At 59.9% G+C, this 22,933-nt stretch carries 21 protein-coding genes; 5 read left to right on the top strand and 16 right to left on the bottom strand.

Annotated features, from left to right (window positions below; translation table 11 throughout):
• Together CRO59_RS21145 and CRO59_RS21140 are read left to right on the top strand one after the other, a co-directional pair.
• A partial coding sequence (locus tag CRO59_RS21145) for a transposase (RefSeq protein WP_143503308.1) occupies window positions 1-265 on the top strand: 265 nt, incomplete at its 5' end.
• A 215-nt stretch (window positions 266-480) separates the two neighbouring features.
• Window positions 481-1,122 carry an HD domain-containing protein gene (locus CRO59_RS21140; RefSeq protein ID WP_097089600.1) on the top strand — a complete coding sequence of 214 codons (642 nt, stop codon included), beginning with the start codon at window positions 481-483 and terminating at the stop codon, window positions 1,120-1,122.
• 143 nt (window positions 1,123-1,265) lie between these two features.
• Here CRO59_RS21140 and CRO59_RS21135 read toward each other — a convergent pair whose 3' ends face one another.
• The 7 genes from CRO59_RS21135 to CRO59_RS21105 form a co-directional block, all read right to left on the bottom strand.
• Window positions 1,266-2,156, bottom strand: coding sequence for an ABC transporter permease subunit (locus CRO59_RS21135; RefSeq protein WP_007968003.1), 891 nt, complete (start codon window positions 2,154-2,156; stop codon window positions 1,266-1,268).
• On the bottom strand, window positions 2,153-3,034 hold the full coding sequence (locus CRO59_RS21130) for an ABC transporter permease subunit (protein WP_371917826.1): 882 nt from the start codon (window positions 3,032-3,034) through the stop codon (window positions 2,153-2,155). Before CRO59_RS21130 ends, CRO59_RS21135 begins: the two co-directional genes overlap by 4 nt.
• A 35-nt stretch (window positions 3,035-3,069) precedes the next feature.
• Window positions 3,070-4,212, bottom strand: coding sequence for an ABC transporter ATP-binding protein (locus tag CRO59_RS21125; RefSeq protein WP_003229245.1), 1,143 nt, complete (start codon window positions 4,210-4,212; stop codon window positions 3,070-3,072).
• Window positions 4,213-4,279: 67 nt separating this feature from the next.
• Entirely contained in the window at window positions 4,280-5,377 is a 1,098-nt protein-coding gene (locus CRO59_RS21120) for a polyamine ABC transporter substrate-binding protein (RefSeq protein ID WP_047596655.1), read from the bottom strand.
• A 187-nt stretch (window positions 5,378-5,564) separates the two neighbouring features.
• Window positions 5,565-6,674, bottom strand: coding sequence for a polyamine ABC transporter substrate-binding protein (locus CRO59_RS21115; RefSeq protein ID WP_097089597.1), 1,110 nt, complete (start codon window positions 6,672-6,674; stop codon window positions 5,565-5,567).
• 171 nt (window positions 6,675-6,845) lie between these two features.
• Complete coding sequence (locus CRO59_RS21110) at window positions 6,846-8,210, bottom strand: aspartate aminotransferase family protein (protein ID WP_096797600.1); 1,365 nt, start codon at window positions 8,208-8,210, stop codon at window positions 6,846-6,848.
• A gap of 56 nt (window positions 8,211-8,266) precedes the next feature.
• Window positions 8,267-9,625, bottom strand: a complete 1,359-nt coding sequence (locus CRO59_RS21105) for a glutamine synthetase family protein (RefSeq protein ID WP_007967993.1) — start codon at window positions 9,623-9,625, stop codon at window positions 8,267-8,269.
• A 730-nt stretch (window positions 9,626-10,355) separates the two neighbouring features.
• Between CRO59_RS21105 and CRO59_RS21100 the strand changes: the two genes are divergently transcribed.
• Together CRO59_RS21100 and CRO59_RS21095 are read left to right on the top strand one after the other, a co-directional pair.
• Complete coding sequence (locus CRO59_RS21100) at window positions 10,356-11,732, top strand: glutamine synthetase family protein (protein ID WP_003229254.1); 1,377 nt, start codon at window positions 10,356-10,358, stop codon at window positions 11,730-11,732.
• Between the two features lie 282 nt (window positions 11,733-12,014).
• Complete coding sequence (locus tag CRO59_RS21095) at window positions 12,015-12,647, top strand: TetR/AcrR family transcriptional regulator (protein WP_027610513.1); 633 nt, start codon at window positions 12,015-12,017, stop codon at window positions 12,645-12,647.
• A 161-nt stretch (window positions 12,648-12,808) separates the two neighbouring features.
• Here the strand turns inward: CRO59_RS21095 and CRO59_RS21090 are convergent, their stop codons facing one another.
• From CRO59_RS21090 to CRO59_RS21055, 8 genes are all read right to left on the bottom strand, one after another.
• Window positions 12,809-13,024, bottom strand: coding sequence for a molybdopterin-binding protein (locus tag CRO59_RS21090; protein WP_007967989.1), 216 nt, complete (start codon window positions 13,022-13,024; stop codon window positions 12,809-12,811).
• A gap of 33 nt (window positions 13,025-13,057) precedes the next feature.
• Window positions 13,058-13,864, bottom strand: a complete 807-nt coding sequence (gene ssuB, locus CRO59_RS21085) for an aliphatic sulfonates ABC transporter ATP-binding protein (protein ID WP_095137604.1) — start codon at window positions 13,862-13,864, stop codon at window positions 13,058-13,060.
• On the bottom strand, window positions 13,861-14,643 hold the full coding sequence (gene ssuC, locus CRO59_RS21080) for an aliphatic sulfonate ABC transporter permease SsuC (protein WP_097089595.1): 783 nt from the start codon (window positions 14,641-14,643) through the stop codon (window positions 13,861-13,863). Before ssuC ends, ssuB begins: the two co-directional genes overlap by 4 nt.
• An 8-nt stretch (window positions 14,644-14,651) precedes the next feature.
• A complete protein-coding gene (gene ssuD, locus CRO59_RS21075; RefSeq protein ID WP_003229262.1) occupies window positions 14,652-15,800 on the bottom strand; it encodes an FMNH2-dependent alkanesulfonate monooxygenase in 1,149 nt (382 codons plus the stop codon).
• A gap of 25 nt (window positions 15,801-15,825) precedes the next feature.
• On the bottom strand, window positions 15,826-16,806 hold the full coding sequence (locus CRO59_RS21070; protein ID WP_097089594.1) for a sulfonate ABC transporter substrate-binding protein: 981 nt from the start codon (window positions 16,804-16,806) through the stop codon (window positions 15,826-15,828).
• Window positions 16,807-16,895: 89 nt separating this feature from the next.
• A complete protein-coding gene (gene ssuE, locus CRO59_RS21065; RefSeq protein WP_096797603.1) occupies window positions 16,896-17,489 on the bottom strand; it encodes an NADPH-dependent FMN reductase in 594 nt (197 codons plus the stop codon).
• Between the two features lie 331 nt (window positions 17,490-17,820).
• The gene (locus tag CRO59_RS21060; protein ID WP_097089592.1) at window positions 17,821-18,459 is read right to left on the bottom strand and encodes a peroxiredoxin; all 639 of its coding nucleotides are present in this window, start codon (window positions 18,457-18,459) and stop codon (window positions 17,821-17,823) included.
• Window positions 18,460-18,755: 296 nt separating this feature from the next.
• Entirely contained in the window at window positions 18,756-20,105 is a 1,350-nt protein-coding gene (locus CRO59_RS21055) for an OprD family porin (RefSeq protein WP_097089590.1), read from the bottom strand.
• Between the two features lie 364 nt (window positions 20,106-20,469).
• Here CRO59_RS21055 and tauA point away from each other — a divergent pair, with 364 nt between their 5' ends.
• Window positions 20,470-21,465 (top strand): taurine ABC transporter substrate-binding protein, encoded by a 996-nt coding sequence (gene tauA / locus CRO59_RS21050; RefSeq protein WP_097089588.1) that lies wholly within the window; start codon window positions 20,470-20,472, stop codon window positions 21,463-21,465.
• A gap of 124 nt (window positions 21,466-21,589) precedes the next feature.
• Here tauA and argA read toward each other — a convergent pair whose 3' ends face one another.
• Window positions 21,590-22,888 (bottom strand): amino-acid N-acetyltransferase, encoded by a 1,299-nt coding sequence (gene argA / locus CRO59_RS21045; protein WP_007967974.1) that lies wholly within the window; start codon window positions 22,886-22,888, stop codon window positions 21,590-21,592.
• Window positions 22,889-22,933 lie beyond the last annotated feature (45 nt).

Raw genomic sequence — 22,933 nt, 5'->3', positions numbered from 1 at the left:
CGCCGCCTTGGCGGGAATCGCCCCCTATAACGACGACAGCGGTAATCACAGCGGAAAGCGTCAGATTTACGGAGGGAGAGCGCGCGTCAGACGTGCGCTTTACATGTCGTGCTGGGTCGTTATCCGTTGCCAGGCCGACTTCAAGGCCCGTTATGAATCCTTAAGAGAACGGGGCAAGAGCGCGAAAGTCGCGCTCATCGCCTGTATGCGAATACTGCTGATCAGATTGAATGCCATGCTGCGAGACGGCACAGAGTGGCGGTGACGAATGGTGGCAGTAAGACAGTTGCTCCCACATGGGCCGTGCCTGCCTTGTTGATTGAGCCAACCCTAGCCAATCCAGGTTCAACAAGCGAGGTTGGCACGATTTGCAGGTCGATTGGCAAGGATCGCAGCCATGCGTTGATTGTCCGTTTAGTGCCTCGGGGAACAGACTTCGTCCATCAGCGCCACGACGGCGTTTTCGATGAGGATACCTTCATGAGCACGACCATTGCCGGCATCAAGATCCCCGACAGCGCCCTCGCCCGGGCCACCACCGAATACATTCGCGACATCGAAACCGACTTGCTCTACCACCACTCGCGCCGGGTATTTCTGTTCGGTGCGTTGAGCGGCGAGCGCCGGCAACTGGCCTACAACCCGGAGCTGCTGTACGTCGGCGCGATGTTCCACGACCTCGGCCTGGTCGAAGGCTATCGCAGTGCCGACGAGCGTTTCGAAGTGGATGGCGCCAACGCGGCAGCGGCGTTTCTCAAACCGTACGGGCTGAGTGATGACGACATCGAGCAGGTCTGGCTGTCGATTGCCCTGCACACCACGCCGGGCGTGCCCAAACATCTGCGGCCGACCGTGGCGCTGGTGACGGCGGGTGTCGAGATGGACGTGTTGGGCATGGATTACGCGGCGTTCAGCAGCACCCAGCGCGAGGCGGTGGTGCATGCGCATCCACGCGGGGAAGGTTTCAAGGAGTGCATCATCTGCGCGTTTGCCGACGGCTTGCGCCATCGTCCGCAGACCACGTTTGGCAACGTGAAGACCGATGTGCTGGTGGATCAGGAGCCGGGGTTCAAGCCGATGAACTTTGTTGAGGTCATCCGCCAATCTCCCTGGACTTCCTGAAACCAACTGTGGGAGCGAGCCTGCTCGCGAAGGGGGCGTATCAATCAACATTGATGTTGAATGACGCACCGCTTTCGCGAGCAGGCTCGCTCCCACAGTTGGATTTGGGTTGGCCTTGATAAAGGGGCCAACCCGATTTTGCTTTAAGCCGCTTCCGGCGCAGGCGCGCGGCGCACGTCCGGTTGCTTCCACGAATCGGCGGCGCCTTCTTCGATGGCTTGCTGGATGGCTTTCTTGCGCGCTTCTTCGGCACGGCGGCTGAAGAACCACACCAGGAACGTCACGATCGACACCGCCAGCAGAATCAGACTGGCCACGGCGTTGATCTCAGGCTTCACGCCCAGACGCACCGCCGAGAACACTTCCATCGGCAGCGTGGTCGAACCCGGGCCGGAAACGAAGCTCGCCAGTACCAGATCGTCCAGCGACAGAGCGAACGACATCATGCCGCCCGCTGCCAGCGACGGCGCGATCATCGGGATGGTGATCAGGAAGAACACCTTCCACGGCCGCGCACCTAGGTCCATCGCCGCTTCTTCGATCGACAGGTCCAGCTCACGCAGACGCGCCGACACCACCACCGCCACATACGCCGCACAGAACGTGGTGTGGGCGATCCAGATGGTGACGATGCCACGTTCCTGCGGCCAGCCGATCATCTGCGCCATCGCCACGAACAGCAGCAACAGCGACAGACCGGTGATCACCTCAGGCATTACCAACGGCGCGGTCACCAGGCCACCGAACAGCGTGCGGCCCTTGAAGTGGGTAATGCGGGTCAGCACGAACGCTGCCAGCGTACCCAGCGCCACCGCCGCAACGGCGGTATAGCAGGCGATTTCCAGCGAGCGCACCACCGAGCCCATCAGTTGGGTGTTGTCGAGCAGGCCGACGTACCACTTGATCGACCAGCCACCCCACACCGTCACCAGTTTCGAGGCGTTGAACGAGTAGATCACCAGGATCAGCATCGGCAGGTAGATGAACAACAGACCCAGTACCAGCATCAGGCTGGAGAAACGGATGCGTTTCATTCTTTGCCCTCCATTTCCTTGGCCTGACTGCGGTTGAACAGGATGATCGGCACAATCAGGATCGCCAGCATCACCACCGCCAGGGCGGACGCCACCGGCCAGTCACGGTTGTTGAAGAACTCTTGCCAGAGCACTTTACCGATCATCAGGGTTTCCGGGCCGCCGAGCAGTTCCGGGATCACGAACTCGCCGACCACCGGGATGAACACCAGCATGCAGCCGGCAATGATCCCGTTCTTGGACAGTGGAATGGTGATTTTCCAAAAGCTGTTGAAGGTGCTCGAACCGAGGTCGGAAGCGGCTTCCAGCAGGCTCTGATCGTGCTTCACCAGGTTGGCGTACAGCGGCAGGATCATGAACGGCAGGTACGAATAAACCACGCCGATGTACACCGCGAGGTTGGTGTTGAGGATCTGCAGCGGCTCGTTGATAAAGCCCATGCTCATCAGGAAACCATTGAGCAGGCCGTTGTTGCTGAGGATGCCCATCCACGCGTAAACGCGGATCAGGATCGCAGTCCAGGTCGGCATCATGATCAGCAGCACCAGCACCGTCTGCAGCTCTTTGCGCGCACTGGCGATGGCGTAAGCCATCGGATAGCCGATCAGCAGGCACAGCAGCGTGCTGAAGAACGCCATCTTCAGCGAGCCGAGGTAGGCGGCGATGTACAACTCGTCGTCGCCGAGCATCGCGTAGTTGCCCAGGTTCAGCAGCAGTTGCAGCTTCTGCTCGGCGAAGGTGTAGATCTCGGTGTACGGCGGGATGGCCACGTCGGCTTCAGCGAAGCTGATCTTCAGGACGATGAAGAACGGCAGCATGAAGAACAGGAACAGCCAGATGAACGGAACCCCGATGACCAGTTGCCGGCCATTGGGAATTATTCGGTTGAGCCGTCGTTTGAACTTGCGCATGTTCATGAGCGAAGTACCACGCCGCTGTCGTCTTCCCACCACACGTAGACCTGATCGCCCCAAGTCGGACGCTGGCCGCGACGTTCGGCGTTGGCGACAAACGACTGCACCAGTTTGCCGCTCGGCAATTCGACGTAGAACACCGAGTGACCGCCGAGGTAGGCGATGTCATGCACCTTGCCGCTCGACCAGTTGTATTCGCAGGTCGGCATTTCGGCGGTGACCAGCAGCTTCTCCGGACGAATCGCGTAGGTCACCGATTTGTCCTGCACCGAAGTGCTGATGCCGTGGCCGACGTAGATCTGCCGGTCGAGGTCTTTGCAAGTGATGGTCGCGTGGCCTTCGGCGTCGTCGATCACTTCGCCTTCGAAGATGTTCACGTTGCCGATGAATTCGCAGACCAGACGGCTGGTCGGGGTTTCGTAGATGTCGATCGGGCTGCCGATCTGGGCGATCCAGCCCAGGTGCATGATTGCGATGCGCTCGGCCATGGTCATGGCCTCTTCCTGGTCGTGGGTCACCATCACGCAGGTCACGCCCACACGCTCGATGATTTCCACCAACTCCAGTTGCATCTGCGAACGCAGTTTCTTGTCCAGTGCGCCCATCGGCTCGTCGAGCAGCAGCAGTTTCGGCCGCTTGGCCAGCGAGCGCGCCAGGGCTACACGCTGACGCTGACCGCCGGACAGTTGATGCGGCTTGCGCTTGGCGTACTGGCTCATCTGCACCAGTTTGAGCATCTCGGCCACGCGCGCATCGATCTCGGCGTTGGGGATCTTGTCCTGCTTGAGGCCGAAGGCGATGTTCTGCGCCACGGTCATGTGCGGGAACAACGCGTACGACTGGAACATCATGTTGATCGGTCGCTCGTACGGCGGCATGTCGGTGATGTCGACGCCGTCGAGGAAAATGCGCCCCTCCGTGGGCCGTTCGAACCCTGCCAGCATCCGCAGCAGCGTGGATTTGCCCGATCCCGAACCGCCGAGCAGGGCAAAAATTTCGCCCTTTTTGATTTCCAGGGACACATCGTCCACGGCAATCGTCTCGTCGAACTTCTTCGTGACCCGGTCGATTTTGACCAACACCTGCTTAGGTGTCTGGTCGCCCTCGAGGGCTTTCTTATAGGCGCCGGAGGCAACTGCCATTTACGAAACTCCCAGAAAAAAACAGTGCAGTTCGCCCCATGCGGACGAACCCAGGATAGTTTGTGCCTTACTTGCCCGACTTGACCTTGGTCCAGCTACGGGTCATCAAACGCTGAATATTGGGTGGCAACTCGACCGACACGTAAGTCTTGTCGAGGACTGCTTGCGGTGGATAAACCGCTTCATCGGTGCGGATGGACTGCTCCATCAGCTTGTCCGACCCCGGGTTGGGGTTGGCGTAACCGACGTAATCACTGACCTGGGCGATCACCTCAGGTTTCAGCAAATAGTTGATGAAGGCGTGAGCCTCTTTGACGTTGGACGAGTCCTTCGGAATCGCCAGCATGTCGAACCACAGCGCGCCGCCCTCTTTCGGAATCGAATAGGCGATGTTCACGCCCTTCTTGGCTTCTTCGGCGCGGTGCTTGGCCTGGAAGATATCGCCGGAGAAACCGATGGCCACGCAGATGTCGCCGTTGGCCAGATCACCGATGTATTTCGACGAGTGGAAGTAGGTCACGTAAGGACGCACGGCCAGCAGTTTGTCGGTGGCCTTGGCGTAGTCCTTCGGATTGGTGCTGTTGGCGTTCAGCCCCATGTAGTTGAGCACGGTCGGCATCATTTCATCGGCCGAGTCGAGGAACGCCACGCCACAGCTGTGCAGCTTCTTGATGTTCTCCGGCTCGAACAGCACGCTCCAGGAGTCGATCTTGTCGATGCCGAGCACCGCTTTGACTTTCTCGACGTTGTAGCCGATGCCGTTGGTGCCCCACAGGTACGGCACGGCGTACTGGTTGCCCGGGTCGTTCTGTTCCAGGCGCTTGAGCAGCACCGGATCGAGATTCGAGTAGTTCGGCAACTGCGACCTGTCGAGCTTCTGGAACGCGCCCGCCTTGATCTGCTTGCCGAGGAAATGGTTCGACGGCACGACCACGTCGTAACCGGTACGCCCGGCCAGCAGCTTGCCTTCCAGGGTCTCGTTGGAATCGAACACGTCGTACACCGGTTTGATCCCGGTGGCTTTCTCGAAGTCGGCCAGGGTGGTCTCGCCGATGTAATCCGACCAGTTATAAATATGCACCGTACCGGCGGCCTGGGCTCCGACAGCGATCGTCAGGCCGGCAGTGGCCAGCAGGGCTTTGCGCAAAGAAGAAAAAATAGGCAAGTGGAGGTCCTCTAAATTAGTTGGGCCCAAGTTGCCCCGCGTTACATGACAGCCATGGCTGCCCGGCAACCAAACCGGCGCGCAACTTACCCTCGAAAAACCGTTCCTGCAAAACTTCCTGTCATTTAATTGATCCGCTGGCCGCCGTCGCGGCGACGACGGCCAGCGGTTGCTGCTTCAAACCGGCTTATTTACCGGATTTGATCTTGGTCCAGCTGCGGGTCAGTTCACGCTGGGTAGCGGCCGGCAAGTCGGCGATCGCATACAGCTTGGCCTGCACGTCGGCTGGCGGGTAGATGCCTGGATCGCTGGTGATGTCTTTTGCCACCAGAGCGGTTGCAGCCGCGTTACCGTTCGGGAAGCGTACGGCGTTGGTGATGCCGGCCATGACGTCAGGCTTCTGCAGGAAGGTCATGAATTTGTAGGCGCCTTCAACGTTTTCGGCATCCTTAGGGATGGCGACCATGTCGAAGAAGCTGCCAGCACCTTCCTTCGGAATGGCGTAGCTGACTTTCACCTTGTCACCGGCCTCGGCGGCACGGGATTTGGCCTGCTGCACGTCACCCGAGTAGCCGACCGCTACGCAGATGTTGCCGTTGGCCAGGTCCGAGATGTACTTGGAGGAGTGGAAGTAGGTGATCGAAGGACGAATCTTGAGGAACAGCTCCTCGGCTTTCTTGATGTCTTCTTTTTTCTGGGTGTCGGTAGGCAGGCCCAGGTAGTGCAGCGCGACCGGGAGCATTTCGGTCGGCGAGTCGAGGAAGCTCACGCCGCAGCCCTTGAGCTTGGCGATGTTCTCAGGCTTGAGCAGCACGTCCCACGAGTCGATAGTGTCGACGCCCAGCGCAGCCTTGACCTTCTCCGGGTTGTAACCGATGCCGATCGAGCCCCACATGTACGGGAAGGCGTGCTTGTTGCCCGGGTCGCTGACCGACACGGCCTTGAGCAGGTCCTGGTTCAGATTCTTCCAGTTAGGCAGCTTGGACTGGTCCAGCTCCTGGTAAACGCCCGCCTTGATCTGCTTGGCCAGGAAGTTGTTCGACGGCACAACGACGTCGTAACCGGATTTGCCCGCCAGCAGTTTGGCTTCCAGGGTTTCGTTGCTGTCGAATACGTCGTAGACGACTTTGATCCCGGACTCTTTCTCGAAGTTGGCAATGGTATCCGGAGCGATGTAGTCGGACCAGTTGTAAACGTGCAGTACCTTGTCGTCCGCGTGAACCGCACCCGCCATCATGCCCGCGACGGACAGCGCGAGAAGAGTCTTGCCAGCAAGCTTTTTACCTAATGCCTTCATGCGTCATGCTCCAAATTTTTCTTTTTTGAACCACTTTGTTCAGCGGCCGAACCCGGACAACTGGAACCGCGGCTAGTCTGGCAAGATCGGAGGCGGTCTTTCAAGAAAAGGCCAACCTTTCTGATACCTTCGAGCGAGAGCACCGCAGCTCCCCCGCTCGAAGCCTAGCACTTAGGCCTGCAACGCACTGAGGGTCAGGTCCAGGCATTTACGTGCCTTGGTCACCAGCTCATCGATTTCTGCCTTGCTGATCACCAACGGCGGCGCAATGATCATGGTGTCGCCCACGGCGCGCATGATCAGGCCGTTATCGAAGCAGAACTGCCGGCAGATCATGCCCACGCCCCGCCCTTCGTAACGCTTGCGAGTGGCCTTGTCCTGCACCAGTTCGATCGCCCCCAGCAGACCAACGCCGCGCACTTCGCCCACCAACGGGTGGTCGTTGAGTTCGCGCAGACGTTTCTGCAAATACGGTGCCGTTTCGTTATGCGCGTTCTCGATAATTTTCTCGTCGCGCAGAATCCGGATGTTTTCCAGCCCCACCGCCGCCGCCACCGGGTGCCCGGAGTAGGTGAAGCCGTGGTTGAAATCGCCGCCCTCGTTGAGCACCTTCACCACTTCATCACGCACGATCAGACCACCCATCGGGATGTAGCCGGAGGTCAGGCCTTTGGCGATGGTCATCATGTCCGGCTTCAGATCGTAGAAATCCGAACCGAACCATTGGCCGGTACGACCGAAGCCACAGATCACTTCGTCGGCCACGAACAGAATGTCGTACTTGGCGAGGATTTCCTTGATGCGCGGCCAGTAGGTGTCTGGCGGAATGATCACGCCGCCGGCGCCCTGAATCGGCTCGGCAATGAACGCACCGACGTTGTCCACGCCGACTTCGAGAATCTTCTCTTCCAGCTGATTGGCCGCCCAGATGCCGAACTCTTCCGGCGACATGTCGCCGCCCTCGGCGAACCAGTACGGCTGCGCGATATGGACGATGCCCGGGATCGGCAAGTCGCCCTGCTCGTGCATATAGGTCATGCCACCCAGGCTCGCGCCGGCCACGGTGGAACCGTGATAACCGTTCTTGCGGCTGATGATGACTTTCTTGTTCGGCTGGCCCTTGATCGCCCAGTAGTGGCGAACCATGCGCAGCATGGTGTCGTTGCCTTCGGAGCCGGAACCGGTGAAGAACACGTGGTTCATGCCTTGCGGCGCCACGTCGGCGATGGCCTTGGCCAGTTCCAGTGCCGGCGGGTGCGCAGTCTGGAAGAACAGGTTGTAGTAAGGCAGTTCGCGCATCTGCTTGGCAGCTGCGTCGGCCAGCTCATCGCGGCCATAACCGATCGCCACGCACCACAGACCCGCCATGCCATCGAGGATCTTGTTGCCCTCGCTGTCCCACAGGTACACGCCCTTGGCGTTGGTGATGATCCGTGGACCCTTCTCTTTCAGCTGCTTGAAGTCGCTGAACGGGGCCAGGTGGTGATCGCTGCTCAGCGCTTGCCACTCACGGGTTTGCGGGTTGTTGCTGGTCATGCCAATTCTCCTTGTTATCGGTGAAGGCGCGGCGGCTGGCCACCGCGCCCGGCGTATCAGACGGCGAAGAGCAGGTACTCACGCTCCCAGGAACTGATCACGCGCTTGAAGTTTTCATGCTCGGCCCGCTTGACCGCGACGTAGCCGGTGATGAAGGTCTTGCCCAGGTATTTCTCGATGGTCGCGCTGTTTTCCATACGCTCCAGCGCGTCCTCGATGGTCAGCGGCAGGCGCAGGTTGCGGCGTTCATAGCCACGACCGACCACTGGCGCGCTCGGGTTGAGGCCCTCGACCATGCCGATGTAACCGCAAAGCAGGCTCGCGGCAATCGCCAGGTACGGGTTGGCGTCGGCGCCCGGCAGGCGGTTTTCCACCCGACGGTTCTGCGGCCCGGCATCCGGTACGCGCAGGCCCACGGTGCGGTTTTCTTCGCCCCACTCCACGTTCACCGGCGCCGAAGTGTCCGGCAGGAAGCGGCGGAACGAGTTGACGTTGGGGGCGAACAGCGGGAGCAATTCCGGGATCAGTTTCTGCAGGCCACCGATGTGGTGCAGGAACAGCTGGCTCATGGTCCCGTCTTCATTAGAGAACACGTTCTTGCCGGTCTCGATGTCGATGATGCTCTGGTGCAAGTGCATCGCACTGCCCGGCTCGCCGGTCATCGGCTTGGCCATGAAGGTTGCGGCCACGTCATGCTTGAGCGCGGCTTCGCGCATGGTGCGCTTGAACACCAAGATCTGATCGGCCAGCGACAGTGCATCGCCGTGACGGAAGTTGATTTCCATCTGTGCCGTGCCGTCTTCGTGGATCAGCGTGTCGAGGTCCAGCTCCTGCAGTTCGCACCAGTCGTAGACGTCTTCGAACAGCGGGTCGAATTCGTTCGCCGCTTCGATCGAGAACGACTGACGACCGATTTCCGGACGTCCCGAGCGGCCGATTGGCGGCTGCAGCGGATAGTCGGGGTCGTCACTGCGCTTGGTCAGGTAGAACTCCATCTCCGGCGCCACGATCGGCTGCCAGCCCTTGTCGGCATAGAGCTTGAGGACTTTCTTGAGGACGTTGCGCGGCGACAGCTCAATCGGGTTGCCTTGCTTGTCGTAGGTGTCGTGGATCACCTGGGCAGTCGGCTCGATGGCCCATGGCACCAGGTACACGGCGTTCTGGTCGGGGCGGCAGATCATGTCGATGTCGGCCGGGTCGAGCAGTTCGTAATAGATGTCGTCTTCGACGTAGTCGCCGGTCACGGTCTGCAACAGCACGCTTTCCGGCAGGCGCATGCCCTTCTCGGCGATGAACTTGTTGGTCGGCGAGATCTTGCCCCGGGTGATACCGGTCAAGTCGCCGATCATGCATTCGACTTCTGTGATCTTGTGGTCTTTCAACCAATCGGTGAGCTGGTCGAGGTTGTTACTCATAAATGCCTCTGGGCTGAGTCTCCTGACATCGTGTCAGGCAAAGTTTGACGCCGTGGCGTCGCGTTAAAGGGGGCTTGCTTGCGCGCAGTACCGGCTTACGCCTGGCACCGCGCATAGACAATGAAAGAGGAGCTTACCTGCCCTTTACGCTGGCGTTGCATTTCCTGTGCACATTCAAGGCGTGCAGAATCATGAGCACGGCTTTGGAAGCGGCACAGGCTTTGGGACTCAAAGGGATCTATATTGGAAGGAGACGCCATAAACAGGATGCTGTCCCGTGCGTCCAGAATATCGGACGTTGCCGTTGGGCCTGATGCGCACGAGAACCTCGTCGACCCGCCACGAGCCATGCTGGCCGCGTCACGGACGGATTTGTCGCCACTGATGTGATGAGCATGCAGACCGGACTGTTGCGAGCAGTCGGTGATGCCGATTAACGGCAGGCGAGACATGAAGCACCCCGGTATTATTGCTGTTATGGGTTTGGTCGGAGCTTAGCCTTGTTCATTTTTTTACACAACACCCCCGTAAAAAATACAACACGGCCTGCTCAAGCCCGCGGGTGCCAAGCGTCCCCAAGACAAAAAACTGCCCCAAAGTGCCCCATAAATGCCCTCGCAGCGCTTTTTTAGGGCAAAAAAGGCCTCGCTTGACTTCGGCAGGCCGTTCGGGTTGACTGAAACCAGAAAAGATCAATGATTGATATTTTTAACAACAAAGGTGTTGCATCATGTCGGTACCCCCGCGTGCCGTTCAGCTTAACGAAGCGAACGCGTTCCTTAAGGAACATCCTGAGGTTCTGTACGTTGACCTTCTGATTGCGGATATGAATGGTGTGGTGCGCGGCAAGCGCATCGAACGCACCAGCCTCCACAAGGTTTACGAGAAAGGCATCAACCTGCCGGCCTCCCTATTTGCTCTGGATATCAATGGCTCTACGGTGGAAAGCACCGGCCTGGGTCTGGACATCGGCGACGCCGACCGGATCTGCTATCCAATCCCCGATACCCTGTGCAACGAGCCATGGCAGAAGCGCCCTACCGCGCAACTGTTGATGACCATGCACGAACTCGAAGGCGACCCGTTCTTCGCCGACCCGCGCGAAGTGCTCCGTCAAGTTGTTGCAAAGTTTGACGAGCTGGGCTTGACCATCTGCGCAGCCTTCGAGCTGGAGTTCTACCTGATCGACCAGGAAAACGTGAACGGTCGTCCACAGCCGCCACGTTCACCGATCTCCGGCAAACGCCCACACTCGACTCAGGTCTACCTGATCGACGACCTGGACGAATACGTCGACTGCCTCCAGGACATTCTGGAAGGCGCCAAAGAGCAAGGCATCCCGGCCGACGCCATCGTCAAGGAAAGTGCCCCGGCGCAGTTCGAAGTGAACCTGCACCACGTCGCCGACCCGATCAAGGCGTGCGACTACGCGGTCCTGCTCAAGCGTCTGATCAAGAACATCGCCTACGACCATGAAATGGACACCACCTTCATGGCCAAGCCGTATCCGGGCCAGGCGGGTAACGGTCTGCATGTCCACATCTCGGTGCTCGACAAAGATGGCAAGAACATCTTTGCAAGCGAGGATCCCGAGCAGAACGCCGCGCTGCGTCACGCGATCGGCGGTGTGCTCGAGACCCTGCCGGCGCAGATGGCTTTCCTCTGCCCGAACGTCAACTCGTACCGTCGCTTCGGCGCGCAGTTCTATGTACCGAACTCGCCGTGCTGGGGCCTGGACAACCGCACCGTGGCGATCCGCGTACCGACCGGTTCTGCCGATGCCGTGCGTATCGAACACCGCGTGGCCGGCGCCGACGCCAACCCGTACCTGCTGATGGCTTCGGTCCTGGCCGGTGTGCATCACGGTCTGGTGAACAAGATCGAACCGGGCGCTCCGGTCGAAGGCAACAGCTACGAGCAGAACGAACAGAGCCTGCCGAACAACTTGCGCGATGCCCTGCGCGAGCTGGACGACAGCGAGGTTATGGCCAAGTACATCGATCCGAAATACATCGATATCTTCGTCGCCTGCAAGGAAAGCGAGCTGGAGGAGTTCGAACACTCCATCTCCGACCTTGAGTACAACTGGTATCTGCATACCGTTTAAGCGGATTGCAGGAATAAAAAGCGCTGCCGGCCATTTCAGCCCGCAGCGTTTTTTTATGCCTGAACATTTTCCACTGTGGTGAGGGGATTTAGCGAAGCGTCGCACCGCCCCGACCGGCTGCGCAGCAGTCGTAATCCCTGAGAACCGGATACTCCTGACACACCGAGGGGAATGGGTTTGGGGTCGCTTCGCAACCCATCGGGGATAAATCCCCTCGCCACAGGTCGGCAGACAACACACGGCGCGGCTCGTACAATGCCCGCTGCCCCGCAGGAGACTTCCATGACGCGTCCCGCCCCCGTCCGCAAACCCCGTGCCCGCAGCCAGGCGCGCATCGATTCGATACTCGAAGCCGCGCGTACGCTGCTGGCCGCCGAGGGTGTGGCCAGTCTGTCGATCTACAGCGTCGCCGAACGCGCGCAGATTCCGCCGTCATCCGTGTATCACTTCTTCGCCAGCGTCCCGGCACTGCTCGAAGCGCTGACCGCCGACGTGCATGCGGCGTTTCGCGCCTGCCTGCAAGCGCCGATCGACCACGACGCCCTGCGCGACTGGCGTGACCTGTCGCGGCTGGTCGAAGAGCGGATGCTGGAGATCTACGACGAAGACGCGGCGGCCCGCCAGTTGATCCTCGCCCAGCACGGCCTGACCGAAGTGACCCAGGCGGACCGCCAGCACGACATCGAACTCGGCGACCTGATGCACAAGCTGTTCGACCATCACTTCGAATTGCCGCGCCTGCCCAGCGATGTCGATGTGTTCGCGCTGGCGATGGAACTGGGTGACCGCGTGTATGCGCGCTCGGTGCAGCAGCACGGGCAGATCACACCGCGCATGGCCGAGGAAGGGATGCGGGTGTTTGATGCCTATATCGGGCTGTATCTGCCGCCTTATCTGCCCAAAAGAATTCTCTAGCGTCTTTACTGGCCTCTTCGCGAGCAGGCTCGCTCCCACATTTGGAAAGCGGTTCCCTGTGGGAGCGAGCCTGCTCGCGAAGGCCGCACCGCGAACTTCAAGACAGACACAAAAAACCCCGAAGGGCTCACGCCTTTCGGGGTTGTTTTTTACTCACCGGCTTACAACTTGGCGATCGACACCTCGGTGGATTTCACGAAGGCGATCACTTCGCTGCCCACCGCCAGTTCCAGCTCCTTGACCGAGCGGGTGGTGATCACCGAAGTGACGATGCCGGACGCGGTTTGCACGTCGATTTCTGACAGCACGTCGCCGAGAACGATCTCCTTGATCGAGCCTTTGAACTGGTTGCGCACGTTGATGGCTTTGATAGTCATGGCTTTGATTCCTGTCGTTGGATGTAGCTTGAGTTATTGCGCCCAACGCAATTGCGTAGGCAGTGGTGAAACAGGTTCCGGCTCCGGCGGTTCGCCGGGCAGGGACAGAACACGGTTGAGCACTTCGGTTTCCAGCGCCGCCAGTCGATGCGATCCGCGCACTCGCGGGCGTGGCAGCTCCACTTGCAAGTCGAGGCCGACTTCGCCGTCCTCGATCAGAATCACCCGGTCGGCAATCGCCACCGCTTCGCTGACGTCATGGGTCACCAGCAGCACGGTGAAGCCATGCTTCTGCCAGAGGCGTTCGATCAGTTGCTGCATCTCGATCCGGGTCAGCGCATCCAGCGCACCCAGCGGCTCGTCGAGCAACAGCAGGCGCGGCTGGTGAATCAGCGCCCGGGCCAGCGCCACACGCTGCTTCTGCCCGCCGGACAAGGCGGCCGGCCACTCGTTGGCGCGATCGGCCAGACCCACCGCTTCCAGCGCCTCCAGTGCTTGCGGGCGCCAGTTGCCCTTAAGGCCAAGGCCGACGTTGTCGATGATCTTTTTCCACGGCAGCAACCGGGCTTCCTGGAACATCAGCCGGGTGTCTTCCCGCGCATCGCTCAGCGGCGCGGCGCCGGCCAGCAGGTCGCCGCCAGTCGGTTGGTCGAGGCCGGCGAGCAAGCGCAGGAAGGTGCTCTTGCCGCACCCGCTGCGCCCGACCACGGCGACGAATTGCCCCGCCGGAATGTGCAGGTCGATGTCGCGCAACACCTGCCGCGCGCCAAAGGTTTTCTGCAGGTTGCGCACCACCAGCGGAATCCCGCGCAGCAGGCGTGGAGGTTGTTGAGCGGTCATGCCGCACCTCCTTTGGCAACCTGATAGGCCGGATGCCAGCGCAGCCACACCCGCTCAAGAGCACGGGCGGCGAGATCAGCAAGCTTGCCGAGTACCGCGTAAAGCAGGATCGCCAGCACCACCACGTCGGTCTGCAAAAACTCCCGGGCATTCATCGCCAGATAGCCTACGCCGGAGCTGGCGGAGATGGTTTCGGCAACGATCAGCGTCAGCCACATGAAGCCCAGCGCAAAGCGCACACCGACCAGAATCGAAGGCAGTGCCCCCGGCAGAATCACCTGCCAGAACAAACTGAAACCGGACAGGCCATAACTGCGCGCCATCTCCACCAACGCCGGATCGACGTTGCGGATGCCGTGATAGGTGTTGAGGTAGATCGGGAACAACGTGCCCAATGCGACCAGGAAAATCTTCGCCGACTCGTCGATGCCGAACCACAGAATTACCAACGGAATCAGCGCCAGGTGCGGCACGTTGCGGATCATCTGCACCGAGCTGTCGAGCAGGCGTTCGCCCCACTTCGACAGGCCAGTGATGAAGCCCAGCACCAGACCGATGCTGCCGCCGATGGTGAAACCGAGTGCCGCGCGCCAGCCGCTGATTGCCAGGTGCGTCCAGATCTCGCCGCTGCGCACCAGGCTGACACCGGCCTCGATCACCGCCACCGGTGCCGGCAGAATCCGCGTCGACAACCAACCGGCTGACACCGACAACTGCCACACCGCCAGCAGGAGCACCGGCAACGCCCAGGGCGCGAGGCTGTGGATAAATTTGTTCATGGCGCGCCTCAGCTCTGCGACGCGGCTTTGGGAAGAATATCGTTGGCCACCATCTCGCCGAACGGGCTGACATAACCGGCGCTTTTCGGCAGTTCCGGACGCTCGATGTCGAGGTGCGGGAACAGCAGTTCAGCGACGCGGTACGATTCTTCGAGGTGTGGATAACCGGAGAAGATGAAGGTGTCGATACCCAGATCCGCGTACTCCTTCACGCGGGCGGCCACGGTTGGACCATCGCCGACCAGCGCAGTACCGGCACCGCCACGCACCAGGCCGACGCCGGCCCACAGGTTGGGGCTGACTTCGAGGTTGTCACGACTGCCGCCGTGCAGCGCGGCCATGCGTTGTTGACCGACCGAGTCGAAGCGCGCCAGCGATGCTTGCGCACGTTTGATGGTGTCATCGTCCAGATGCGAGATCAGCCGGTCGGCTGCTTGCCAGGCTTCGGCGTTGGTTTCGCGCACGATCACATGCAGACGAATGCCGAAGCGCACGGTACGCCCGAGTTTGGCGGCTTTGGCGCGCACTTGTTCGATCTTCTCGGCCACCGCGGCTGGCGGCTCGCCCCAGGTCAGCACCATCTCGACCTGTTCGGCGGCCAGATCCTGCGCCGCTTCCGAGGAGCCGCCGAAGTACAGCGGCGGACGCGGTTGCTGAATGGGTGGATAAAGCAGCTTGGCGCCCTTCACGCTGATGTGTTCGCCGTCGTAATCGACGGTTTCACCTTCCAGTACTCGACGCCAGATGCGGGTGAATTCCACCGAGGCTTGATAGCGTTCTTCGTGGTTGAGGAACAGACCATCACCGGCCAACTCTTCCGGGTCACCGCCGGTCACCAGGTTGAACAGCGCACGACCGCCGGACAGACGATCCAGGGTCGCTGCCTGTCGCGCCGCCACCGTCGGGGAAATGATCCCGGGGCGCAGGGCGACAAGGAATTTCAGACGCTGGGTCACCGGGATCAGCGACGCGGCGACCAGCCACGAGTCTTCGCAGGAACGGCCGGTGGGAATCAGCACGCCGCCAAAGCCCAGACGATCCGCCGCTTGCGCGACCTGTTGCAGATAACCGTGGTCGACGGCGCGAGCGCCTTCGGCGGTGCCAAGGTAATGGCCGTCGCCGTGGGTAGGCAGGAACCAGAAGATGTTGAGGCTCATGGAGTGGTCTCCTTGGGGATTCGATTTACTGGGTTTGGCTAACCGAGCTTTGGGCCACAGCGGCCGGTGGTGTCCAGATCACATCCTTGATGCTCAACGGCTTGGGAATCAGCTTGAGCTGGTAGAAGGTGTCGGCGATTTTCTGTTGCGCGGCGACTACTTCCGGGGTCAGGAACAGCGCACCGTAGCCCTGGCGCTTCACCGAGGTCAGGGTGATGTCCGCCGGCAGGCCGAGCAGTGGCGCAACCTGTTGGGTCACGTCTTCAGGGTTGGCTTTGGACCACTCGCCGACAGCGCGCACTTCTTCGACGAGGGTCTTGATCACCTCGGGATTTTTCTGCGCGTAAGGTTTGGTCGCGAGGTAGAACTGATGGTTGTCGACGATGCCTTTGCCGTCACGCAGGGTGTGCGCTTGCAGCTGTTGCTCGGCAGCGGCCTGGTACGGGTCCCAGATCACCCAGGCATCGACACTGCCACGCTCGAACGCGGCGCGGGCATCGGCCGGCGGCAGGAACACGGTCTGGATATCGGAGTATTTGAGGCCGGCATCTTCCAATGCGCGAACCAGCAGGTAGTGCACGTTGGAGCCTTTGTTCAGGGCGACTTTCTTGCCCTTGAGATCCGCTACCGATTTGATTGGCGAGTCTTTCGGTACGAGGATCGCTTCGCTGTTCGGCGCTGGCGGTTCGTAGGCGACGTAAAGCAGATCAGCGCCGGCAGCCTGAGCGAATACCGGAGGGGTTTCGCCGGTAACACCGAAGTCGATCGAGCCAACGTTCAGGCCTTCCAGCAGTTGCGGGCCGCCGGGGAATTCAGTCCATTGCACGTCCACGCCTTGGGCGGCCAGACGCTTTTCCAGCGTGCCTTTGGCTTTGAGCAGCACCAGCGTGCCGTACTTCTGGTAACCGATCCGCAATGTCTCGGCTTGAGCTTGAGTGATGGCGCCGAAGGTGACAGCCGCAGCAAACAGAGCGACCAGACCACGACGCAAAAATACAGTGCGCATAGCGCTCTCCTTTTTGCTGTTGGGTTTTGGCTGCACCTGCTTGGCCGTTAGCGGCTGAGTAAGGTGAGTGGAGCAAATTCGGGTGAAGCTCAAATGCTCCAGCGAGCACTCAATAAACGTTCATTCAACAGGCCCGGCTCCAGCGGTTTCGGCCGGCGGGCCATGGCACTGACAAATTGATCCAGTGCTTCATGCAGACGCTGTTCCAGCGCTGGCGCCAGTTGCGCCTGGGCGCTGCCTTCGCCGTAAGCGATCTGGCTGTCCTCGGCGAAAATCCCTTGCAGCATTTCCTGGGCCTTCAATGCCGACAGCACAGGCTTGAGCGCGTAATCGACCACCAGCATGTGGGCGATGCTGCCGCCGGTGGCCATCGGCAGAACAATCTTGTGGTTCAAGGCGCGTTCGGGCAGCAGATCGAGTACGGTCTTCAGCGCCCCGGAAAACGACGCCTTGTACACCGGCGTGGCGATCAGCAGACCGTCAGCGTTTTCAATCTGCGCCAGCAGGTCGAGCACCTTCGGGCTGTCGAAGCGGGCGTGGAGCAAATCTTCGGCCGGGAAGTCCCGCACCTGATAACTCACCACTTCCACCCCTTGCGCCTGCAACCAGCGTTGCGAGCGCTCAAGCAACACTCCTGAGCGGGAGCGCTGGCTAGGACTGCCACCGAGTGAGACGACCAGCATTCAGACGATTCCTTGCGTGTTACAGGCGATTCGCGGGTTGCGATCTCGCTTCGATGGGAGTGACCTTACCAGCTGATTTATATATCCATAAATCATATTTATTCATTTGGTTATGCGTTTAAGAGATATGCGATTTGCTTTGTTCCGGGCAAAAAAACAGGCCGTGAAAACGGCCTGAAATCCCCTGCTTTGTGGTTCTGGATTCTCAATTCTGTGTTGCCTGGACTGGCGTCTTCGCGAGCAAGCCCGCTCCCACAGGGGAACGCATTTCAAATATAGGAGTGAGCCTGCTCGCAATGACGGTGGTGGCTACACCGCCAATCTCACTGATTCACTTATTCGGCTGCGGCGTCAGGCGCAGGTATGGCTTCACAGCACGATAGCCTTTGGGGAAGCGCCGCTTGATCTCTTCCTCATCCTTGAGCGACGGCACGATCACCACCTCTTCACCGTCCTGCCAGTTGGCCGGGGTGGCCACTTTGTAGTTATCGGTGAGTTGCAGCGAATCGATCACCCGCAGAATCTCGTGGAAGTTGCGCCCGGTGCTCGCCGGGTAGGTGATGGTCAGGCGGATCTTCTTGTTCGGGTCGATGACGAACAGCGAACGCACGGTCAGGGTGTCGTTGGCGTTCGGATGGATCAGGTCATAGAGGTCGGAAACCTTGCGATCGGCATCGGCCAGGATCGGGAAGTTGACGATCGTGTTCTGGGTTTCGTTGATGTCCTCGATCCACTTGTGGTGCGAGTCCACCGGGTCGACCGACAGCGCGATGGCTTTGACGTCGCGCTTGCTGAACTCATCCTTGAGCTTGGCAGTGAAGCCCAGCTCGGTGGTGCACACCGGGGTGAAGTCGGCCGGGTGGGAGAACAGCACGCCCCAGCTATCGCCCAGCCACTCGTGGAAACGAATCTTGCCGGCGCTGGAATCCTGTTCGAAGTCGGGGGCGATGTCGCCAAGTCTGAGGCTCATGGTGCTGCTCCTGATGAGTTGTTGGAGAACTCAACTGTAGCTTGGGATTCGACATCATGAAAAAGAATAAATAAATAGACATCTAGAATCTAAAGGAATATTAAACATCGTTCACTGGACGCTCGCCCGCATCGCGACCACCATCGCCCTCAAGGTTCGAGAAGGCCTTGAGTAGCTGCAAAAGAGGGAAATTTCGGGACAGGCTTACGGGGGTGAGTCTGACCCGGAAATGCAAAAGCCCCGTCCGGCGCGATGCCGGACGGGGCTTTTTTTACATCAACAGCTTGAACGCGCTATTACAGCAGCGGGATCGAGTAGCTGACGATCAGGCGGTTTTCGTCCTGGTCGCGCTGACCTGGGATATCGTTGCGCCAGGTAGCGTTTTTCCACATGAAGCCCAGGTTCTTGGCCGGGCCTTCAGGAATAACGTAACCGATGGTCAGATCGCGTTCCCACTCGGAAGCACCGGTACCGTTCTCACGACGGTTGGAGCCAACGGTGTCGATATCATCGCCACGCAGGTAGACCAAACCGGCGGTCAAGCCAGGCAGGCCGACTTTGGCGAAGTCATACGAGTAGCGAGCTTGCCAGGTTTTCTCGCCGGCACGACCGAACTTCTGGATCTGCATGTCGGTGATGGTGTAGTTCGACGAACCGTCGCCCTGGTTCAGCCAAGGGAAGTCGGAGCTGCCGTTGGAAACCTGGTAGCCGCCACCGAAGGTGTGGCCTTCAACGGTGTACAGGAACAGGCCGCTGTACAGATTGTTGTCGATCGGGCCTTTGCCGCTGACGTTGCCGACGTAGTTACCGTTACCGAAGTAGGCTGCGGTGTTGCCATTGGCGCCGTCGTCGCTGCTGTGGAAGTAGCGGAAGTCAGACTTCAGCACGCCCGGGCCGATTGCCCAGTTGTGAACCAGACCCAGGAAGTGTTGCTTGTAGAAGTCTTCCAGGTTGCCGTAGTAGTACTGGGCAGTCAGGTCCTTGGTGATTTTGTAGTCACCACCGGCGTAGTAGAACTTGTTGCTGTTGGCAACGCGAGCGTTCGCACCACCAACGGACAGGTTCTCGTTGTTGCTGGAGTTACGACCTTTCACTGCTTCGATCTGACCAGCGACCAGGGTCAGGTCCTTGATCTCGCCGGAAGTGATCTGGCCACCCTGCCAGGTTTGTGGCAGCAGACGACCGTCGTTTGTCACGATGACCGGGTTTTTCGGCTGCAGAGTACCCAGCTTCAGTTCGGTCTGGGAGATCTTGGCTTTGGCGGTCAGGCCCAGGCTCGAGAAGTTATCAACAGCTTCGCCGTTGGACTTGCTCGGGAACACAGTGCCGCCGTAGGAAGTCGAGGTTGCACCGTTGGTGCCGCCACCCGAATCCAGACGTACGCCCAGCAGGCCGATGGCGTCGATACCGAAGCCAACGGTGCCCTGGGTGTAACCGGAGATGAAACGCAGATCGAAGCCTTGGCCCCATTCTTCGTTCTTGTTCTGCGCGCCAGCCGCTTTGGTGCCGGAGTCACGGTTATCGTTGTTGATGTAGAAGTTGCGCAGGCCCAGAGTGGCTTTGCTGTCTTCGATGAAACCGGCGGCGCCTGCCTGCTGCGCCATAACCCCTACGGCCACAGCCAGGGCCAAGGTGGACTTGTTCATGTAAAGCTCCTCTCGTTTCTAATTCTTGTGTTCCTGGCCCGGGGTCTGATGCCCTGGATCCTAAGATGCGCGATTAGCGCCAGACCGTGACTGACAAGTCAATCGTAACCTTGTGTGTCTACGACCAAGGTCTAATCGCAGTGATTTGGTCCGTGCAGAGTAAAGATTTCCTGATAAACCCAAAAAGAATTTATTCATTCTTTTTCATATCATTCGGGAATATGGCCACTATCTCGCCATCCTCGCCCGGATACAACGTATCGGCGACTAAGCTCATTCCTAAATGGTATTTGTTAGCCTTTTTTTATATCGATTAGCTTTGGCGCAACCCCAATTCGTCAAACCCTATCGAAAAGGCGACGCCATGATGGCTAAACGCGCACTATCTAGTCAATTTGTTACAGTTTGTGTGTCGACGCTGATTTGTTTTTCCGCGCAGGCTGCCAACCTCACCATCGGTTATCAAACCGGGATCGACCCCAGCAAAGTCCCCCAGGCCGACGGTACTTACGAAACAACCATCGGCCAGAAGATCGACTGGCGACGCTTCAATAGTGGCCCGGAAGTTGTGACAGCCATTGCCTCCGGCGATGTGCAGATCGGCAACCTCGGTTCCAGCCCGTTGGCCGCCGCGGCTTCGCGAAACCTGCCGATTGTTGCCTTTATTGTTTCGGCGCAGATCAATGCCGCCGAAGCCTTGGTGGTGCGCAATGGCAGCGGGATCAACACCCCGCAGGACCTGGTCGGCAAGACCATCGCCACGCCCTTTGTTTCCACCTCCCACTACAGCTTGCTCGGCGCACTCAAGCACTGGGGTCTGGACACCATCAAAGTCAAAGTGGTGAACCTGCAGCCGGCGGAAATCGCAGCAGCCTGGAAGCGTGGGGATATCGATGGCGCATTCGTCTGGTCGCCGGCGCTGGGGGAAATCCGCAAGACCGGCAAGACCCTGACCGATGCCGCTCAAGTCGGCCAATGGGGCGCACCGACCTTCGAAGTCTGGGTCGCGCGCAAGGATTACGCCGAGAAGCATCCTGACGTCGTCGCGAAGTTTGCCAAAGTCACGCTGGATTCATTTGCCGATTACGCAGCGCATAAAGACAGCTGGACGGCTGACTCGGCGCCGGTTCAGAAAATCGCCAAACTGACCGGTGCCAATGCCGCCGATGTACCGGAACTGCTGGCCGGTTCAGCCTTCCCGGATGCCAAGGCACAGCAATCCACCGCACTGCTGGACGGCGGCACGGCCAAGGCGATTGGTGAGACGGCGAAGTTTTTGAAGGAACAAGGCAAGGTCGAGACGGTGCTGCCGGACTACTCGCCGTACGTCAGTGCGAAGTTTGTAACCGAAAACAATTGAATAGGTGGCGAGGGGATTCATCCCCGATGGACTGCGCAGCAGTCCCCTGCTTTTGCTGAAGCGAGGGCCGCTGCGCGGCCCATCGGGGATGAATCCCCTCGCCACAAAAGTCCTTCGCTAATCTTCAGAGGGTCTTTTCGAAGATCTTCGAGTTACGCTGATAGTTGTACAGCGACGCCCGCGCCGCCGGCAGGCGCTCGACGCTGCTAGGTTCGAACCCGCGCTCGCGGAACCAGTGCGCCGTGCGGGTGGTGAGGACGAACAGGGTTTTCAACCCTTGCGCCCGGGCACGGGTCTCGATGCGCTCCAGCAGCTCATCGCCGCGACCACCGTGGCGATACTCCGGATTCACCGCCAGGCACGCCAGCTCACCGGCATCCGAATCGGCAATCTGGTACAGCGCCGCACAGGCGATGATCATCCCTTCGCGCTCGACCACGCTGAACTGCTCGATCTCGCGCTCCAGCACCTCGCGCGAACGACGTACCAGAATCCCCTGCTCTTCCAGCGGACTGATCAAATCGAGCAAACCACCGACGTCCTCAATCGCCGCCTCGCGCACCAGCTCGAATTGCTCTTGCGCGACCAGTGTGCCGCCACCGTCGCGGGTGAACAGTTCGGTCAGCAGCGCGCCGTCTTCGGCGTAGCTGACGATATGGCTGCGCGCGACACCGCCACGGCAAGCCTCGGCAGCAGCATCCAGCAGTTCCGCCTGATAGTTGTTGCCCAGACGCGCCAGATGCGCAGGCACCTGTTGCGGACGCAGTTCGCGCACCAGTTTGCCGTTCTCGTCGATCAGACCGAGGTCGGCGCCGAACAGCAGCAGCTTGTCGGCACCGAGGTCGATGGCGGCGCGGGTGGCGACGTCTTCGCAGGCGAGGTTGAAGATTTCCCCGGTCGGCGAGTAGCCCAGCGGCGACAGCAGCACGATCGAACGCTCGTCGAGCAGACGATTGATGCCTTTGCGATCGACCCGGCGCACTTCACCGGTGTGGTGATAGTCGACGCCTTCGAGCACGCCGATCGGCCGCGCGGTCACAAGGTTGCCGCTGGCCACCCGCAAGCGCGAGCCCTGCATCGGCGACGAGGCCATGTCCATCGACAGCCGCGCTTCGATAGCGATACGCAGCTGACCGACCGCGTCTATCACGCACTCCAGCGTCGCCGCATCAGTGATGCGCATGCCGTGGTGGTAGTGCGGGGTCAGGCCGCGCGCAGCGAGGCGGGTTTCAATCTGCGGGCGCGAACCGTGGACCAGCACCAGGCGCACGCCGAGGCTGTGCAACAGCACGAGGTCGTGGACGATGTTGCCGAAGTTCGGATGCTCCACGCCGTCGCCGGGCAGCATGACGACGAAGGTGCAGTCGCGGTGGGCATTGATGTAAGGGGACGCGTGACGAAGCCAATTGACGTATTCGGGCATGAACCTGGGCCTGTAATAAATAGCAGCCGAAAAAAGGGCGAAACG

The sequence above is a fragment of the Pseudomonas sp. LAMO17WK12:I5 genome, from assembly GCF_900215165.1.
Classification (GTDB): domain Bacteria; phylum Pseudomonadota; class Gammaproteobacteria; order Pseudomonadales; family Pseudomonadaceae; genus Aquipseudomonas; species Aquipseudomonas putida_A.
The sequence above is the reverse complement of the archived record's forward strand: the minus strand, read 5'-3'. Positions and strand labels throughout refer to the sequence as shown.